The sequence below is a fragment of the Phyllobacterium sp. A18/5-2 genome, assembly GCF_025452215.1.
Lineage (GTDB): Bacteria > Pseudomonadota > Alphaproteobacteria > Rhizobiales > Rhizobiaceae > Phyllobacterium > Phyllobacterium sophorae.
Genome location: NZ_CP104966.1, coordinates 1,191,736 through 1,209,630 on the forward strand (window position 1 = coordinate 1,191,736; position 17,895 = coordinate 1,209,630).

General features: G+C 59.3%; 17 protein-coding genes and 1 pseudogene. 13 read left to right on the forward strand and 5 right to left on the reverse strand.

The annotated features are described in order from the left end of the window. The first annotated feature begins 11 nt into the window (after positions 1 to 11). From pdxY to N8E89_RS05945, 3 genes are read left to right on the forward strand one after another with little or no spacing between them, the layout of a single operon-like run. Entirely contained in the window at positions 12 to 896 is an 885-nt protein-coding gene (pdxY, locus tag N8E89_RS05935; RefSeq protein WP_262261416.1) for a pyridoxal kinase PdxY, read from the forward strand. Positions 897 to 953: 57 nt separating this feature from the next. Continuing rightward, positions 954 to 1,622, forward strand: a complete 669-nt coding sequence (locus N8E89_RS05940) for a carbonic anhydrase (protein ID WP_262261417.1) — start codon at positions 954 to 956, stop codon at positions 1,620 to 1,622. Between the two features lie 11 nt (positions 1,623 to 1,633). Beyond that, the gene (locus tag N8E89_RS05945) at positions 1,634 to 2,044 is read left to right on the forward strand and encodes a nuclear transport factor 2 family protein (RefSeq protein ID WP_112760761.1); all 411 of its coding nucleotides are present in this window, start codon (positions 1,634 to 1,636) and stop codon (positions 2,042 to 2,044) included. A 54-nt stretch (positions 2,045 to 2,098) separates the two neighbouring features. Here the strand turns inward: N8E89_RS05945 and N8E89_RS05950 are convergent, their stop codons facing one another. Further along, positions 2,099 to 2,920: a lytic murein transglycosylase gene (locus N8E89_RS05950; RefSeq protein ID WP_106662060.1), complete on the reverse strand. Its 822-nt coding sequence runs from the start codon at positions 2,918 to 2,920 to the stop codon at positions 2,099 to 2,101. 546 nt (positions 2,921 to 3,466) lie between these two features. On the opposite strand from N8E89_RS05950, the gene ffh reads away from it, so the two are divergent. The 4 genes from ffh to N8E89_RS05970 all read left to right on the forward strand — a co-directional run bounded on the left by ffh (position 3,467) and on the right by N8E89_RS05970 (position 7,569). After that, positions 3,467 to 5,041, forward strand: a complete 1,575-nt coding sequence (ffh, locus tag N8E89_RS05955; RefSeq protein ID WP_262261418.1) for a signal recognition particle protein — start codon at positions 3,467 to 3,469, stop codon at positions 5,039 to 5,041. Between the two features lie 2 nt (positions 5,042 to 5,043). Then, a complete protein-coding gene (locus N8E89_RS05960; RefSeq protein WP_106662062.1) occupies positions 5,044 to 5,349 on the forward strand; it encodes a chorismate mutase in 306 nt (101 codons plus the stop codon). A gap of 18 nt (positions 5,350 to 5,367) precedes the next feature. Then, entirely contained in the window at positions 5,368 to 5,808 is a 441-nt protein-coding gene (rpsP, locus tag N8E89_RS05965) for a 30S ribosomal protein S16 (RefSeq protein WP_106662063.1), read from the forward strand. 183 nt (positions 5,809 to 5,991) lie between these two features. Then, on the forward strand, positions 5,992 to 7,569 hold the full coding sequence (locus N8E89_RS05970; RefSeq protein WP_262261419.1) for an alkaline phosphatase D family protein: 1,578 nt from the start codon (positions 5,992 to 5,994) through the stop codon (positions 7,567 to 7,569). 29 nt (positions 7,570 to 7,598) lie between these two features. On the opposite strand, the gene N8E89_RS05975 is transcribed toward N8E89_RS05970, so the two are convergent. Beyond that, positions 7,599 to 8,210 (reverse strand): TetR/AcrR family transcriptional regulator, encoded by a 612-nt coding sequence (locus N8E89_RS05975; RefSeq protein WP_262261420.1) that lies wholly within the window; start codon positions 8,208 to 8,210, stop codon positions 7,599 to 7,601. A 100-nt stretch (positions 8,211 to 8,310) separates the two neighbouring features. Here N8E89_RS05975 and N8E89_RS05980 point away from each other — a divergent pair, with 100 nt between their 5' ends. After that, a complete protein-coding gene (locus tag N8E89_RS05980) occupies positions 8,311 to 9,051 on the forward strand; it encodes an SDR family oxidoreductase (RefSeq protein ID WP_262261421.1) in 741 nt (246 codons plus the stop codon). A 32-nt stretch (positions 9,052 to 9,083) separates the two neighbouring features. Here the strand turns inward: N8E89_RS05980 and N8E89_RS05985 are convergent, their stop codons facing one another. Continuing rightward, positions 9,084 to 9,473: a DUF983 domain-containing protein gene (locus N8E89_RS05985; protein WP_106662067.1), complete on the reverse strand. Its 390-nt coding sequence runs from the start codon at positions 9,471 to 9,473 to the stop codon at positions 9,084 to 9,086. A gap of 190 nt (positions 9,474 to 9,663) precedes the next feature. Here N8E89_RS05985 and N8E89_RS05990 point away from each other — a divergent pair, with 190 nt between their 5' ends. Both N8E89_RS05990 and N8E89_RS05995 read left to right on the forward strand, forming a co-directional pair. Next, positions 9,664 to 10,449, forward strand: coding sequence for a GntR family transcriptional regulator (locus tag N8E89_RS05990; RefSeq protein ID WP_262261422.1), 786 nt, complete (start codon positions 9,664 to 9,666; stop codon positions 10,447 to 10,449). After that, positions 10,400 to 11,044 carry an aminotransferase class I/II-fold pyridoxal phosphate-dependent enzyme gene (locus N8E89_RS05995; RefSeq protein WP_262261423.1) on the forward strand — a complete coding sequence of 215 codons (645 nt, stop codon included), beginning with the start codon at positions 10,400 to 10,402 and terminating at the stop codon, positions 11,042 to 11,044. Before N8E89_RS05990 ends, N8E89_RS05995 begins: the two co-directional genes overlap by 50 nt. Here the strand turns inward: N8E89_RS05995 and N8E89_RS28980 are convergent. Both N8E89_RS28980 and N8E89_RS06005 read right to left on the reverse strand, forming a co-directional pair. Continuing rightward, positions 11,041 to 11,610 (reverse strand): methylated-DNA--[protein]-cysteine S-methyltransferase, encoded by a 570-nt coding sequence (locus N8E89_RS28980; RefSeq protein ID WP_315975677.1) that lies wholly within the window; start codon positions 11,608 to 11,610, stop codon positions 11,041 to 11,043. The two genes, N8E89_RS05995 and N8E89_RS28980, sit on opposite strands and share 4 nt — an antisense overlap. A 62-nt stretch (positions 11,611 to 11,672) precedes the next feature. Next, positions 11,673 to 12,442 (reverse strand): annotated as a pseudogene (locus N8E89_RS06005) (DeoR/GlpR family DNA-binding transcription regulator). 328 nt (positions 12,443 to 12,770) lie between these two features. Here N8E89_RS06005 and N8E89_RS06010 point away from each other — a divergent pair. The 3 genes from N8E89_RS06010 (at position 12,771) to mgtE (ending at position 17,889) form a co-directional block, all read left to right on the forward strand. Beyond that, the gene (locus N8E89_RS06010) at positions 12,771 to 13,670 is read left to right on the forward strand and encodes a phosphotransferase (protein ID WP_262261424.1); all 900 of its coding nucleotides are present in this window, start codon (positions 12,771 to 12,773) and stop codon (positions 13,668 to 13,670) included. After that, positions 13,667 to 16,108, forward strand: a complete 2,442-nt coding sequence (locus N8E89_RS06015) for a GcvT family protein (protein ID WP_262261426.1) — start codon at positions 13,667 to 13,669, stop codon at positions 16,106 to 16,108. The genes N8E89_RS06010 and N8E89_RS06015 overlap by 4 nt, the downstream gene beginning before the upstream one ends. 395 nt (positions 16,109 to 16,503) lie before the next feature. Further along, complete coding sequence (gene mgtE / locus N8E89_RS06020; protein ID WP_113172256.1) at positions 16,504 to 17,889, forward strand: magnesium transporter; 1,386 nt, start codon at positions 16,504 to 16,506, stop codon at positions 17,887 to 17,889. Positions 17,890 to 17,895 lie beyond the last annotated feature (6 nt).

Here is a 17,895-nt window from a genome sequence, read left to right on the forward strand (position 1 = left end):
GAGTATTTTCAATGCCCAGTCCCGCTGCTGTCTCCGCCAATGCCGTTATCGTCATTTCCAGCCACGTCGTCCGTGGCTCGGTCGGCAATCGCGCCGCCGTTTTCGCGCTTGAAACCCTTGGCCATCCGGTTTGGGCGGTGCCGACTGTCATTCTTCCCTGGCACCCTGGTCACGGGCCCGCGAAGCGCATCGTGCCGGAGGTGCAGCAGTTCGACGACCTCATTGCTGATCTGGAGCGCGCGCCGTGGCTTAGCGAGGTCAGCGGCGTCATCACCGGCTATCTCGGCAATGCGGCGCAGGCCGCTGCGGTCGCGCGTCTGGTCAAGACGGTAAAGGCCCGGAATAAGGATGTCCTCTACCTCTGCGATCCGGTGATCGGCGATGAGAAGGGACTTTATGTTCCCGAAGCTACAGCCATCGGCATTCGCGATCAGCTCATGCCGCTTGCCGATATTGCGACACCCAATCGCTTCGAGCTCGCCTGGCTGGCCGGCGCCGAGCTTCCCGATAACAAGGCGATCATGCAGGCGGCCCTGCATGCGGGCCCGGGCACCATGCTTGTCACCTCTGCGCATCCAATGCTTGCCGGCGGTACAGGCAATCTGCTCGTCACCCACTCGCTGGCTCTTCTCGCCGAACACCGCCTCGTTACGGGCCCGACCAATGGCCTTGGCGATTTGACCTCTGCTCTTTTCCTGGCCCGCATGCTTGCCGGCCTCGATCTTGAACAGGTGCTGCAGCGAACCACCGCATCAGTCTTTGAGATCATGGCGCGTTCCGCCAAGCGCGGCGCCGACGAACTGATGCTGGAGGCAGACGCATCCAGCCTGTCGACACCCATGGCGATGACGCAGATGCGCCGTCTCGTTCATCCAAGCAAGGGCGTGCGGGCATGAATACCCTGAGACAAAGGATCAATTGAAATTCATGAAAATCAGGATTAAGCAAAAGCCATGACCTTGCTCCCTGAGAAACTCCTCACCGGCTATCGCAACTTCATGGCGCATCGCTATGCCAACGAGACGATGCGCTACAAGCAGCTCGCCGATCAGGGCCAGACGCCCGAAACATTGGTCGTCGCCTGCTGCGACTCCCGCTCGGCGCCCGAGATCATCTTCGATACCGCGCCCGGTGAGATTTTCGTCGTCCGCAACGTCGCCAATCTCGTGCCGCCCTATGCACCCGATGGCGAGTATCATGCGACGTCGGCCGCGCTCGAATTCGCCGTGCAGAGCCTCAAGGTCAAGAATATCGTCGTCCTCGGGCATGGCCGCTGCGGCGGTATCAAGGCAGCACTCGCCCCCGAGAGCCAGCCGCTCTCCCCAGGTGATTTCATCGGCAAGTGGATGAGCCTTGTCGCACCTGCCGCGGAGGCGGTTTCCGCCAATGAGCTCATGACACCGTTCGAGCGGCAGACGGCACTCGAGCGGATTTCCATCCGCTATTCTTTGAAGAACCTGCGCAGTTTTCCTTGCATCGATATCCTTGAAAAGAAGGGCCGCCTCAGCCTGCATGGCGCCTGGTTCGACATTTCGACCGGCGAACTCTGGATCATGAATCCCGAAACCGGTGATTTCCTGCGTCCTGACCCTCAAGCGGCCGGCGCCGCCGCCCTGGAATAGGAGAGATCAGAATGACGCGGTTGACACTCACGATCGCCGTCATTCTTTCATTGATGCTTCCTGCAGTGGCGGACGAGGCCCATCAGGCGCTCGTGGAGCGCTGGTATTCCGGCCTCGCGACCGCTGACCGCACGACGTTCAACGACATTCTGGCCGATGACGCGAAAGTCATCCTTGAAGACATCGATGCGATCCAGACCAAGGATGAATTCCTCGGGAGTCTCGATGAATGGAAGAATGCGGTGCGTGGCGCTACGGTCCGGCACCGAATCGCCAGCACGGAAAACGGTACGATCACCGTTTTCGTTTGCTACCAATTCCCCGGCAACACCACCTATATGCGTGAGATTTTCAATTTCCGCGGCGCGAAGATCATAGAGAGCGCGCAGAGCTCCGTCGGAGTGGCGTGCGAGGGCTTTTGACAAGCAAAAAGCCGGCGCGACGCACCGGCTCTTTGGCATTCAGGCGCAGCTTGATTATTCGCCGTCGATTTGCGCGCCGATGATGGCGATGGCCTGCTGATAGACACTGGCAGCATTCCAGCCCTGGATCGCACCGAAATTGGGTTGTCCGGGCTGGTAGCCTGCGCCAGCCTGCCAGCCATGGCCGCGCAGGAAGTTCGCCGTCGATGCCAATGCGTCTGCCTTGGAGCGAACCATGTCGATGCGGCCATTGCCGTCGCCATCTGCACCATATTTCAGGACATTCACCGGGAGGAATTGCGTCTGGCCGATCTCGCCATGCATCGCACCCTTGGCGTCAGGCGCAAGCGTCCCATTGTCGATCAACTGCAGGGCAGCATTGAGCTGATCGCGGAAATATTCTGGGCGGCGGCAATCATAGGCAAGTGTCGCTACTGCCGAGAGCGTGTGCTGATTGCCCATAAAGCTGCCGAAGCCGGTTTCCATGCCCCAGATTGCAATCAGCGGGCCCGCCGGAACGCCGTAGCGTCTTTCAATGCTGGCAAAAAGCGCCGCATTCTTGGCCTTCTGTGATTTGCCCCGCGAAATGATCGTCTGACCGCCGCGCACCTGCATGAACTTGTCGAGTGAGTATTTGAAGCTCTTCTGGTTGCGATCGGCGTTGATGGTTTTCGTCGCATAGTTGACGTTGCTCAACGCCCCGATAGCTCTGTTGCCAATACCTTGCGCCTGTGCCTGCTGCTCGTATTGCTGGATCCATTCCGAAAATCCTGCGGAACTTTTGCCACATCCGGCGGCGGCTTGCGCCGCGCCAGCCGTTACGAGAAGCGCGGACACTGTGGCCGCAAAAAATCTGCCTTTGGCAACAAATGCCATGGAAATCTCCTTGAAAGTTGAATCGCTCGTGGTCCTATCTGCCATTTTTCTACAACCCTGTCATCTGGCAGAATTGCCCATCTATTGGACAAAAGTCGCCTCCCCTCGCGTAAGTTTACGGCCATTTCATGAATTATGGAATGAGTACCATCCTATACCGCTGGCTAACGTATTGAAAGAAATACAATCTGTGGTTGAAACGACGTTCTTTGGGTTGGTATTGACCTCTAGGCTTTGGCTTGATGATTAGGGTCAGGACCATATCCATGACGCGTTGCGCAAGCTAACGAGCCGGAAAAGGCGCGCCTGAACCTGCCGCACCTTGACTCTACGCGCCACTTGCTGTTTAAGCCGCGCATCAATCCGCGACGAGTTCTGAACTCCGAGCAGCCGACCGGGACCCCGAAAGGGTTCGAACGATCCCGGAGGTCAACACCCGACAGCGCGATGCGCCCTCGGGTGTCATTTTGCTTTGAGCTTCTGGCTTTGGCGCGATTGGAAACTTATCTTTCGGGGAATGTCCCCGAAGATATCAAGGAAAACTGGATGTTTGAGAGCTTACAGGAACGACTAGGTTCGATTTTGAACGGCCTGACCGGTCGCGGCGCGCTGTCGGATGCCGACGTCGCAGCCGCGCTGCGCGAGGTTCGCCGCGCCCTCCTCGAAGCCGACGTTGCGCTTGATGTCGTCCGCTCCTTCACCGACAAGGTTCGCGCCAAGGCGGTCGGCGCCGAGGTCCTCAAGAGCATCAAGCCCGGCCAGATGGTCGTCAAGATCGTCCACGACGAACTTGTCAGCATGCTCGGCGAAGAAGGTGTTTCCATTGATCTCAATGCGCCTGCCCCCGTCGTAATCATGATGGTCGGCCTGCAGGGCTCGGGCAAGACCACCACGACCGGCAAGATCGGCAAGCGCCTGACCGAGCGGTCGAAGAAGAAGGTGCTGCTTGCGTCGCTCGATACGCGCCGCCCCGCCGCCCAGGAGCAGTTGCGCCAGCTCGGCGTACAGACCGGCGTCGACACGCTGCCGATCATTGCCGGCCAGACGCCGGTCGAGATCGCCGCCCGCGCCGTACAGGCCGCCAAGCTTGGCGGCCATGATGTTGTTATTCTCGACACCGCCGGCCGCACGCATATCGACGAGCCGCTGATGGTCGAAATGGCCGACATCAGGAAAAAGGCAAACCCGCATGAAATCCTGCTCGTCGCCGACGCCCTGACCGGCCAGGACGCTGTCAATCTTGCACGTTCGTTCGATGAGCGCGTCGGCATCACCGGTCTGGTGCTGACCCGCATGGACGGCGATGGCCGCGGCGGTGCTGCTCTTTCGATGCGCGCCGTCACCGGCAAGCCGATCAAGCTGATCGCCACCGGCGAAAAGATGGATGCGTTGGAGGAGTTCTATCCTCGCCGTATCGCCGATCGTATTCTGGGCATGGGCGACATCGTTTCGCTGGTTGAGAAGGCTGCCGAGAACATCGACGCGGAAAAAGCCGCCGCGATGGCCAAAAAGATGCAGTCCGGCAAGTTTGATCTCAACGATCTGGCCGATCAGATCGGCCAGATGCAGAAGCTTGGCGGCATGGGCGGCATCATGGGCATGATGCCCGGCATGGGCAAGATGAAGGATCAGATGGCCGCTGCCGGCCTCGACGATTCCATCTTCAAGCGCCAGCTCGCGATTATCTCGTCGATGACTGCGGCCGAGCGCGGCAATCCCGACATTCTCAAGCATTCGCGCAAGCAGCGCATCGCCAAGGGTTCCGGCACCAATGCCGCCGACATCAACAAGCTTCTGAAAATGCACCGCCAGATGGCGGACATGATGAAAGCGATGGGCGGCAAGGGCAAAGGCGGCATGATGAAACAGATGATGGGCGGCCTCGGCGCCAAGATGGGTCTTGGCGGCATGGGTGGTCCGGGCGGTTTTGGTGGCGGCATGCCGGACCTGTCCAGGATGGACCCGAAGCAGCTCGAAGCCCTGCAGAAACAGGCGGAGGCCGCGGGCTTTGGCAAGGGCGGCGGCCTGCCCGGCGGTCTCGGTGGTCTGGGCGGCGGTGGCATGCCCCGGTTGCCCGGCCTGGGCGGCGGCCTTCCCGGCCTTCCTAAGAAGAAAGGATAATCATGTCCTCATCGTCCCTCCCGAAGGAACTCATCGAACTGCGTGCCTCGATCGACAATATCGATGCGGCGCTGATCCATATGCTCGCGGAGCGTTTCCGCTGCACCAAGGAAGTGGGTCTGCTGAAAGCGCAGAACGGCCTCGCGCCCGCCGATCCAGCGCGAGAAAAACTTCAGGTCGAACGTCTGCGCTCCCTTGCCCAGTCGTCCGGCCTCGACCCCGATTTTGCCGAGAAGTTCCTGAACTTCATCGTCAAGGAAGTGATCAGGCATCACGAAACAACAGCCGCCAAAGAAAACGGCGCGTAACTCAACCAGGAGAATACAATGTCACTGAAAATCCGTCTGGCCCGCGCAGGGTCGAAGAAGCGCCCTTACTACCACGTTGTGATTGCTGACGTCCGCGCACCGCGCGATGGCCGTTTCATCGAGAACGTCGGTTCTTGGAACCCCATGCTTCCCAAGGATGGCGACCGCGTCAAGCTCGATGCAGAGCGCATCAACTACTGGATTGGTCACGGCGCGCAGCCGACGGATCGCGTCCTGCGTTTCCTCGATCAGGCCGGAATCGCCAAGCGCGACACCCGCAGCAATCCTGAAAAGGCTGTTCCGGGCAAGAAGGCACAGGAGCGCGTTGCTCTGGCCAAGCAGGCTGAAGAAGATGCAAAGGCAAAGGTCATTGCTGAAGCCGAAGCCGCCAAAGCCGCCGCTGAAGCTGCCAAGGCCGCTGCGGAAGCGCCTGCTGAGGAACCAGCTGCCAGCGAATAAGCTGAACTTCATTATGCACGTGAATGCGAAACGGGTGGCTCTGCCGCCCGTTTTCGTTTGTGTAAACTTCACAGAACTGCAAAAAAACTGAAACGTTCCCCGCGCAAGAAAGAGGCAGCCAGCCACTCTTGATCGGCGCATGATCCTTTGGATTATGTGTCAGCCAGCCCGGAGAGAATATTCATGACCCGATCGGCACCCTTCACTCGCCGCAGCTTCCTCGTTTCAACCGGAGCCGTTGCGTTGACTGCCGCATCCGGTTTCGCGCTCCCGTCCTACTCACGCGCAAACGCACGTCCGGTCTTTACCCATGGCGTCCAGTCGGGCGATGTTGATGCGACAACCGGCATGATCTGGACGAGAACCGATCGGCCCGCTCGCGTAAGCATCGAAGTTTCCACGACGGAAAGCTTTACCGATGCGATCAAGCTCCCCCCGCTCAATGCCTTTCCCGATAGCGATCTGGCCGTAAAGCAGTTGCTGACGGATCTCGCCTCGGACCAGGATATCTTCTACCGCCTGACCGCGGTTGATCTCAGCGACCTCAATGCGGTTTCGGAACCCGTTGTCGGACGTTTCAAGACCGCGCCGATGACGAAGCGCAATATCCGCTTTGCCTGGTCAGGCGATACGGTTGGCCAGGGGTGGGGTATCGACGAGACTGGCATGAAGACCTATGCGACCATTGCCCGCCACGAGCCGGATTTCTTTCTGCATTCGGGCGATACGATCTATGCAGATGGACCTCTCGTCGATGAAGTCGACCTGAAAGACGGTACCAAGTGGAAGAACCGCATCGTCACCGATGAAAAGCGCAAGGTTGCGGAGACTCTGGACGAGTATCGCGGTCAGTGGAAATACAACCTTCTCGACGATCATGTCCGGGCATTGAACGCCATCTGCCCGACATTTTTTCAGTGGGATGACCATGAGGTGACCAACAATTGGTCATCCTCCAGGAGCCTCGCCGCCGATGATCGCTACGAGGAAAAGTCCATCGCACTTTTGTCCGCCCGGGCCGGCCGTGCCTTCCACGAAATGACGCCGATCCGCTATACTCCGGCGGAACCGGGCCGGGTCTACCGCAAGATCGCCTATGGTCCGCTGCTTGATGTTTTCTTCCTCGATCTGCGTTCCTATCGCGGCCCGAATGGTCCAGGGATGGAAGAGACGATCACACCGGACGCCTCCATTCTTGGTGAGCGCCAGGTGCGCTGGCTGAAACAGGAACTCCTGAACTCCAAAGCCACATGGAAAGTGATCGCATCGGACATGCCGCTCGGCGTTATTGTCTGGGACAACGCCAAGGAAAAGAAGGGCGCGGAGGCCATCGCCAATGGCGACAATGGCCCGGCAAAGGGCCGCGAGCTCGAAATTGCCGATCTGCTGCGCTTCATCAAGTCTGCGGGCATCAGGAACACCGCCTGGTTCACCGCCGATGTGCACTATACGGCCGCGCATTACTACAATCCGGAAAAGGCGCAGTTCCAGGACTTCGAGCCGTTCTGGGAATTCGTCTCCGGCCCGATCCATGCCGGAACCTTCGGCCCCAACGATCTCGACCAGACCTTCGGTCCGGAGCTCAGGTTCATCAAGGCACCCACAGCCGAGCAGGGACAGAATCTGCCGCCGTCGGCGGGGCTGCAATTCTTCGGGCTTGTCGATATCGACGGGGTGAGCGGACAGATGACCGTCCGGCTGATGGATCGTGAAAATATCGAACTTTACAAGGTCACGCTGGATCCCGTCCGCTCGATCTGATGCGGCAATGCACGGGCGGCCGTGGTTTCTCAGGCCGCCTGTGAGGTCAGCGTATCCCAAGCGGCCATGGCCGCATCGGCGGTCTTCATCAACTGTTCGAGCGATGCCCCGTCACGCGCGGTGATCGACATGCCGTGCTGGACCGTGGCGTAGAATTCCGCGACCTGCTGGCAATCGATGGTCGCGGGCAGTTCTCCCTCACCTATCCCCCGCTCCAGCCGGTTTCTGAGGTGGGTCACATTCTCCAGGCGCCGGTCACGCAGCAGCGCGCAGACCGATTCCGAACCCTGCTCGCCATGCAGGGCTCCAAGCACGATCAGGCAGCCATGCGGCTCGTCGGCATGGGTATAGGCGAGGGCCGTCTCCTTCAGGAAATTGGCAAAGCCTTCGCGCGCCGTTGCGGCTTCGGGCAGCGCTTCCCAGATCTGCACGCCCACCCTGGTCCGATAGACTTCGACAGCGTCCTTGAATAGCTCTGCCTTGCTGCCGAAAGCCGCGTAAAGGCTGGGCGCATTGATCTCCATCGCTGCGGTGAGGTCGGCCATGGAGGCACCTTCATAGCCCTTTGCCCAGAAAACCTCCATCGCCCGCGCAAGCGCGGCATCACGATCGAATGCACGTGGACGGCCTCTTTGCGTCATGGTTTTTCCTTTATGTAATGGTCAATACATAAAACACTTGACGCTGCCGTGCAAGCATCCTATGTCTTTTTGTATCGATCATTACATAATAGGAAATCACATGACTCGTCTTAATGGCAAAGTAGCTCTCGTCACCGGTGGAAGCCGCGGCATTGGCGCCGCGATAGCGCGCAAACTGGCGGAAGACGGTGCCGATATCGCCATAACCTATACCAGCGCCGCCGCGAAGGCCGGCGAAACCGTAAAAGCCATTGAAAAGCTCGGGCGGCGCGCCATCGCCATCAGGGCCGACAATCTCGATGCAGCAGCCGTAGAGGCCGCCGTCAGCGAGGCCCACGCCAAGCTCGGGAGACTGGATATTCTGGTCAACAGTGCCGGTGTCTTTTCGGTCGACCAGATTGAAACCGCCACGCTTGATGAGTTCGACCGCGTCATGTCCATTCATGTCCGGGCGAGTTTCGTTGCATCGAAAGCAGCGGCCGCGCTCATGGGCGCAGGCGGGCGCATTGTTTCGATCGGCAGCAATCTTGGCGAGCGCGTGCCATTTCCCGGCCTCAGCATCTACGCCACCAGCAAGGCAGCCCTCGTCGGCTTGACCAAGGCGCTGGCACGCGACCTTGGCCCGAAGGAAATCACCGTCAATATCGTCCAGCCAGGCTCGACCGATACGGACATGAACCCCGCCAATGGTGACCATGCGGACGCACAGCGTGCACTGATGGCGATCCCCCGCTTTGGTCAAGCCAGGGATATTGCCGGAATTGTCGCATATCTGGCAGGCGACGAAGGCCGGTTCATCACCGGCTCGGCATTCACAATCGATGGCGGCACCAATATCTGACGCCATTCCTGACTTCGCGCGAGGACGGCGCCTCAGACGTCGCCCTTGCGCACCAGCCTGCCTTCTTCGGCCTTGTGGAAATATTGCGAGCAGACCAGCCACCCCTTCAGTGGCCGCAACAGTGCAAGACTGCCAAGAAGCGTCAATGGCAGCGTGGTGAACAGATGCACCCAGATCGAAACTTCGTAGGTCGTTTGCAACCATAGAGCGAAGATCATGGCCGGCACGGCGACGATGGTCATGGCAAAGAAAGCCGGGCCGTCGGCGGGATCGGCAAAAGAATAATCAAGCCCGCAAACCTCGCATGACGGAGCCAGCTTGAGGTATCCGTTGAACAGGTGACCCTGCTGGCATTGCGGACAGCGCCCGAGAATACCGGTCTTCATCGGGTTGTCTGTCGCATGGTACTGAATTTCTGACATGGCAATCGCCTTTCAATGCCCACCCTATTGTATGGACTTTGTGAACATACAATCTGGATAATCTTGCGTCGATATTTACACCTTGTATGGAAGAAAATAAAGTAATTCGCGGCAATCAGCGACAATTTGCCTTGCGGACAGTCGACAAACCTAATAATTGTATGGAGAAACTCCATACAATGGATGTCACATGACACTTTGGAAGCCCCGCATCGCCGCAAATGCCAGATACAAGCATCAGGGTATCGCCGATGCGCTGAAAGCCGATATCGCAGCGGGCCTCATCAAAGCCGGCGACGCGTTACCGCCGCAACGCGAGATTGCACGTGAACTCGGCGTTGACCTTACAACTGTAACGCGCGCCTTGAACGAGATCCGCCATCTGGACCTGATCGAGGCGCGAACCGGGGCTGGCACCTTCGTAAAGATACCGCCCGATCAACCGGCAACGGCAACACCGGCCGCTGAACTCGATCTTAGCATGAACATACCGCCGCAGCCACACGAAGCCGGTTTGCCGGGTCGCATCGCCCACGGCGTCGGCGTTCTTCTTGCCGGTGCGCCAAACCATTTTCTGTCCTACCAGGAAAGCACCGGGACCGAAGCGTCCCGCCATGCCGCGGCACAGTGGCTTGCTCCGCGCTTCAGCGCCGCGCCGGCCGTGGACCGGCTTGTCGTTGCCGGAGGGGCACAAAGCGCGCTCTTTGCCATCTGCAGCCTTGTTGCCGCCAGGAGCAGCATCTGCGCGGGCTCGATAACTTATCCCGGCTTGAAGTCCGCGGCGGCTGCCCTCGACCTCGCCATTCACCCGCTGGACATGGACGAGCACGGCATCATCCCGGATCTCGTTCGAGGAATGCTGCCGGCGTCATTTGCCAAAAGCGCTTTACGTCATTCCGTCCATAGACAATCCGACGACTGCGACCATGCCGCTCGAGCGGCGGCAGGCTATCGCCGAAATTGCCCTCCGGCATAAGGTAACAATCATCGAGGATGATCCCTATGCGGAACTGCTTGACCAGCCGCTGCCAGCCATTGCGGCGCTGGCTCCCGGCCTCACCTGGCATGTCTCCACCCTGTCCAAATGTGCGGCTCCGGCTCTCCGGGTCGCCTATGTGCTCTGCCCGTCGGCGCTGGATGTATTGAGACTGGCGTCAAGCCTGCGCGCCAGCAATCCGGGCACCTCGCCGCTCTTGGCTGCGCTGGCGACCGACTGGATCGAAACCGGCACATTGCGGCAAATCACGCTGGCGATCAGGGCGGAGAGCCGCGCGCGCCAGTCCCTCGCCTCCGCTATTCTCAAAAACTGGACCTATGCGGCGGATGCATCCGGACACCATCTCTGGCTCACGCTCCCCGTACAGTGGAACGCCAGTGAATTCGCCGCCATTGCCCGCCGCTCCGGTCTCGGCATCGTCCCCGCATTGGCGTTTAGCATCGGACCGTCGCCGGGCAAAGCCGTCCGCGTGTCGCTTGGCGCTGCGCCGGATAGGGCGCGCCTCGAACAGGGGCTCGTCCTGCTGGACCGGCTGCTGCATGAACCGCAGTTCACGACGGGACTGATTGTCTAGAAAAATCTCCCCTGCGTGGTGATAGGGTGAAAAACCGGCCGGTTTGCCATAGCGGCAAACACCCGGTGTTCGAGATCGAGCAGATAGCGCTTGCGCCGCTGGCCGCCGCCATAACCGGTGAGCGAGCCGTCCGCGCCGATGACCCGATGGCAGGGGACGACGATGGCGACGCGATTTTGTCCATTCGCAGCACCGGCAGCGCGACTGGAACCCGGCTTGCCGATAGCGCGCGCCATCTCGCCATAGGTGCAGGTCTGTCCATAGGGTATTTCCTGCAGTTTCGACCAGATTTCCAGCTGAAATGGCATTCCCGGCAGGATCAGCGGCGTTTCGAACTGCGTAAGCCTGCCGGCGAAATATGCCGTCAGCTCGGTCCCAATCTGATCGAGAACCGCGTTGCGGCCAGCCTCGATCGTATAACCGTAGCGCCGCTCCAACTCCTCGATCTCCCGCGGCAAAGCCGGCCGGTCGTCGAATTCGAGCAGTGACAGCGCTTCGTCGCTCGCCATCGCAACCATCGGGCCGATGGGCGTTTGAATTTTCCTCTGCAGCAAAAGTCTGGTCACGACAGATCTCCCGATCTGCGCTCGATTCTACCCTTTTGGAAAACGGAGCCCACCCGTTTTCGTCAGGAGTGTTTGGACGCGACGGTCATCCTCGTGCCCGCGGAGTAAAGCGCCTGGACAATATCCTCCGGCGGCTCCTGATCCGTAACCAGCTCATCGAGATCCGCCGAGGTTACACACTTGCACCAGCCCGCGACGGCCGAATTTCGTAGCGTCGGTAATGGCGGTCTTGCGCGCCCCGCGCGACAGCACGGTGCGGGCGAATTCCGCCTCCGCCAGATCGTAATCCGTTATTCCCTCCGAAGCGTCGAGCGCCCCGACGGAAATGACCGCGTGGGTGACGCTGAAGCGGCTGACAAACTCGATTGCAGAAACCCCGAAAGCCGCGCCGCTATCACTGCGCAGTTCCCCCCCGGCCATGAACACCCTGTTGCCGTTCACCGTGGCCAGTGTGCGGGCAATGTCCGACGAATTGGTCACGACGGTCAGATTGCGATGCTGCAGAAGTTCGCGCGCAAGGAAACTCGTTGTCGTGCCCGTATCCAGCATGATGGATTCGCCATTACGGATCGTGCGGGCCACCCATTGTGCGATCAAGCGCTTGGCGCCTGCATTCTCGCGCATGCGCAGCTCGAGACGGTGCCTCGCCCAGATGTTGCGGTAGCCCGATGGCCCCGTGGACCCGCGTCACCGCACCCGTGTCTGTCATTGGCTTGACATCGCGGCGGATCGTTTCCAGCGAAACGCCGAGCTTCTGCGCCAGATCGGCGATCGAGATTGTTCCCTCGTCCTGCAGCAGTCGCGTGATCTCACCGCGCCGTTTGGAACTCATGTTAAAAACCTCAAACAAAAGTGTAATATCAACATTAATACCACATTTTTCGCCTGTATCAGGCAATAAAACCACAAAATACCACAAAAAACTGTTGACAGGTGCGACATAATGGGCGAACCTCTGCCATGGGAATAAAGGGAATGCGTGGTTCGACAGGCTCACTATGAGGGGGCATATCCTTGCAGGTACCCAAGATGCCGGCGCAAGGGTATTGAATGAAAGTCTTTGCCATAGATGAAATTCCTGTTCATGGAGAGTCCACAACCCCCATTGGACAGGTAGTCTCCCTCATGGTGAGTCTGTCGAACCACGCAGCGGCCCGCCCATGACACTTCCCGAGTCCACCAGAAGCCGCATTGCCGCCCTGCCGCTCTGGCAAGGCGATATTCAGATCGCGCTGCTCAAAGGCGGCATCAGCAATGAAAGCTATGTCGTCGAGGATGCAGAACGCAAATATGTCGTGCGTTTCGGCACTGACTACCCGTTCCATCACGTATTTCGCGACCGCGAGGCGATGACAGCCGAAGCCGCGCATCGTGCCGGCTTTGCGCCTGAGTTGTTCCATGCCGGCGACGGCGTCATGGTCACCGCCTTTCTTGGTGCCCACACCTATGATGCCAGTGATGTTCGCGCCAACATACCGCGCGTGGCAGACATGATCCGCCGGTTCCACACGACGATGCCTGAACACATTCTTGGCCCGGGCTTTATGTTCTGGGTCTTCCATGTCATCCGCGATTATGCCCGCACGCTGCAAACCGGGAAGAGCCGCATGGCCGGGCAACTTGGCACCTATCTCGCCATCGCCACGGAAATGGAGGCTGCACAAAGACCGCTGCCGATTATCTTCAGCCATAACGATCTGCTTCCAGCCAATATACTCGATGACGGCAAACGCCTCTGGCTGATTGACTTCGAATATGCGGGTTTCTCCACCGCGATGTTCGACCTTGCCGGCCTCGCCTCCAATGCCGGCCTCGATGAAGGCGAATCCGAAGCGCTGCTCACGGCCTATTTCAAGAGCGCGCCCGACCGCGAACTCAAGCGCGCTCATGCCGCCATGCAATGCGCTTCGCTTTTGCGCGAAGCCATGTGGAGCATGGTTTCCGAGCTCTATCTCAACGCGCCGGGCGTCGACTACGTTGCCTATACGGCCGAGAATTTGCAGCGGCTCGACCAGGCGCTTGACCATTACAGAATGACTTACGGAAAGACCGCATCATGACCATTCCTTCGCAGGCCCAGATCGTCGTCATCGGCGGCGGGATTATCGGCTGTTCGACGGCGTATCACCTTGCCAAGGATCACAAGGCCGATGTCGTTCTGCTGGAAATGGGCCAGCTGACCTCCGGCTCTACCTGGCATGCGGCCGGTCTCGTCGGGCAGTTGCGCTCTTCCGCCTCGATCACGCGCGTCCTCAAATATTCAGTCGATCTCTACAAGCGTCTCGACGAGGAAACCGGTCTCGCCACGGGCTGGAAGATGACGGGCTGCCTGCGCCTTGCGACCAATCAGGACCGCTGGACAGAATTCCGCCGACTCGCAACCACGGCGGGAAGCTTCGGCATGGAAATGCATCTGCTTTCGCCACAAGAGGCCAGGGCCATGTTCCCCCTGATGCAGGTGGACGATCTCGTCGGCGCCAGCTGGTTGCCGACCGACGGACAGGCCAGCCCCTCCGATATTACCCAGTCTTTGGCACGCGGCGCCCGTATGCATGGCGCCAAGCTGATCGAGAACATCCGCGTCACCGGCTTCGAAATGAACGGCGACCGTATCGTCAAGGTCAAGACCGATCAGGGCGATATTGCCTGCGATAAAGTCGTCAACTGCGCTGGCCAGTGGGCGCGGCAGGTTGGCGGGATGGCGGGCATCAACGTGCCGCTGCAACCGGTCAAGCACCAATACATCATCACCGAGAAGATCGACGGCCTGTCGTCCAATGCGCCGACTATCCGCGATCCGGACCGGCGCACCTATTTCAAGGAGGAGGTCGGCGGTCTGGTCATGGGCGGCTATGAACCCAATCCGCAAAGCTGGGTCACCGGAGACGTGCCGAACGACTGGCAGTTCCGCCTTTTCGACGACGATTTCGACCATTTCGAACAGCATATGCTGCAGGCCATGATCCGCATTCCCGCGCTCGAAACCGCTGGCGTAAAGCAGATGATCAACGGCCCGGAGAGCTTCACGCCCGACGGCAATTTCATCCTCGGCGTTGCACCGGAATGTTCCAACATGTTTGTCGGCGCAGGATTCAACGCGTTTGGCATTGCCTCCGGCGGTGGTGCCGGCTGGGTACTCGCGCAATGGGTTGTCGATGGCGAAGCGCCGCTCGATCTTTGGACCGTCGATATCAGGCGCTTTTCCAATCTTCATCGCAATCGTGACTGGGTGCGTGATCGTACGCTGGAAGCCTACGGCAAGCACTACACGGTTGGCTTTCCGCATGAGGAATATGCATCCGGACGCCCGGCCATCGTCTCGCCGCTCTATGACCGGCTGAAAAAGCATCGCGCCGTCTTCGGCTCGAAACTTGGCTGGGAACGGCCGAACTGGTTTGCCCCGGACGGTATGCCGGCAGAGGACGTCTATTCCATGGGGCGGCAGAACTGGTTCGATGCGGTCGGCGAGGAACATGAATTGGTCCGCGACAAGGTCGGCATTTTCGATCAGTCCTCCTTCGCCAAATTCGAGTTAAACGGCAAGGACGCCGCCAAAGCTCTCGACTATATCTGCGCCAATGACGTCGCAAAACCTGCGGGCCGCCTCACCTATACGCAGCTTCTCAACACGCGGGGAGGCATCGAATGCGATCTGACTGTTGCGCGGCTTGGCCATGACAAATTCTATATTGTCACGGGCACCGGCTTTCGCACCCATGACTACGGCTGGATCAAGGAGCACATCGCCAAAGGCCTCGATGCAACCTTGACTGATATCACCGAGGATTTCGGCACTCTGTCTTTGATGGGTCCGAAGGCGCGCGACGTACTGGCGCGCGTTACCGGCGCCGACGTCGGCAATAGCACCTTTCCTTTTGGCCATGTCCGCGAGATTGGTATCGCTGGCACCACCGTTCGGGCGCTGCGTATCACCTATGTCGGCGAACTCGGCTGGGAGTTGCATGTGCCAATCGCGGCAACTGGAGCGGTCTTCGATGCTCTCATGCGAGCCGGCGAGGAATTCGGCATCAGGCCGGTCGGCTATCGTGCCATTGAATCGCTGCGGCTGGAGAAAGGGTACCGCGCCTGGGGTTCCGACATCACGCCAAATGACTCGCCCTTCGAAGCCGGACTCGGCTGGGCCGTCAAGCTTCGCAAGAACACCGATTTCCTGGGTCGCAAGGCAAGCGAGGCCATTCATGCCGCCCCGTTAAAGAAGCGCCTCGCCGGTTTCACGGTGGCGGATGGGGATGTCGTTCTCCTTGGTCGCGAGACCATCCTGCGCAACGGTGAACCCGTCGGATATCTTACCAGCGGCGGCTATGGCTATACGCTCCAAAGCCCTATTGGATTTGGCTATGTGCGCAATGCCGGCGGCGTGACCGATGCATTCCTGTCAGATGGACAATACGAGCTCATTGTGGGTAATGAACGTTTCGCCGCGACGATCCACCTCGACCAGCTGTATGACCCCGGCAACGAGCGGGTAAGGGGCTGAACGTACAGAATTGAAGGTCCTTCAAACGCGAAAACTCAGATTCCGGATCGCTCTTGTACGGGACGCGACGAAATTCCCTCAAAAAGTGCCTAAACTCGCCCAATTTTCATCGATTCTGGCTAAACTTTATCAATCGTAACGCGAAATTCAGGTGCACAAAGTTGTGTCATGTCAAACTGATGCAGGGGTTGACTTTGGCCGCGCGCAGGACCAAATGACGCCACGCAGCCCTGTAATTTGCGGCCTGCGTACCTTCAACCGGAGTTTATCTCTTATGCCCAACAACGACAGTCATAGTCGATTGTTTGCGCCGTCCCTCGGCGATCGTGGCCTGATTTAGAGATCAGCTCGCCTCGATCCCCTGTGACGGCGGATCGACAGAAAGGCGAGCTAAAATGAACGACCTTCGCTTTACCACGGATGCGGTCCACGCCGGACGTGCACCCGCAGCCACCCTTGCAGAACGGCTTGCTGCCATGCAGGCTGCCGATGCAGTCGAGCTTCTGAACGAGCTCGAACTAGCTGATTCCATTGGCATTATTTCCGAAATGCCCCGTGATCATGCCGTGCTGATTCTGGATCAGCCGGAGTTGCATTCGGCTGCCGCGATCATCGGGGCCCTGCCCGTTCCGGTGGCACAGGAACTCCTCGACGCCATGTCGGCAGACCGCGTGACCGATCTTTTCCACGAATTCGATGCCGGGACCCGCAGTCGGCTCGTACCGGGTCTTGGCCGCGATACCAAGCTGGCTCTGCGCAAGCTGCTGCGCTATCCGCCCCATACGGCCGGCAGCCTCATGACTACGGAGTTCGTCAGTGTTCCGGCAGACTGGAGCGTTGCACAGACGCTGCAGCATATCCGCGAAGTGGAGCGCTCCCGCGAGACTGTTTATGCAATCTATGTTATTGATCCGGCAACAAAAATCTTGTTGCGGGCCGTAGCATTGCGCCGGCTGATCACCAGCGGACCAGACGTCTCGATCATGAGCGTCGGCCGCGATGTCGCCCCGGTCACCGTCGCGCCGCTGACCGATCAGGAAGACGTGGCCCGGCTTTTCCGCAAGCATGACCTCCTCGCTGTTCCCGTCGTCAATGACGGCAACCAGATCATCGGCATTGTCACCGTCGATGATGTGATCGACGCCATGACCCAGGAAATGACCGAGGATACGCTGAAGTTCGGGGGCATGGAGGCGCTGCACAAGCCTTACATGCAAATCGGTTTCCTGCACATGATCCGCAAGCGCGCTGGCTGGCTCGGCGTGCTGTTCCTCAGCGAAATGCTGACCGCAAGCGCCATGCAGCATTTCGAGGGCGAGCTCGAGAAAGCCGTTGTTCTAACCCTGTTCATCCCGCTTATCATGAGTTCCGGCGGCAATTCCGGTTCGCAGGCGACTTCACTGCTGATCCGCGCCCTGGCCCTGCAGGAACTGCGGCTGAAGGACTGGTGGCGTGTTGCCTTGCGCGAAATACCGACTGGCCTCGTTCTCGGCTCCTTCCTTGGGCTCATCGGCGTTGTCCGCATCACCGCATGGCAGATGACCGGCCTCTACGATTACGGTCAGCACTGGCCGCTGATTGCCGCGACGGTCGGTACGGCATTGATCGGTATCGTTACCTTCGGGTCACTTGCGGGTTCGATGCTGCCGTTCATTCTGCAGAAGACTGGCTTTGATCCCGCCAGCGCCTCGGCACCCTTTGTAGCGACACTGGTGGATGTCACCGGGCTGGTGATTTACTTCAGTATTGCGCTGGTGATCCTGTCCGGGACCCTGCTCTAACCATTG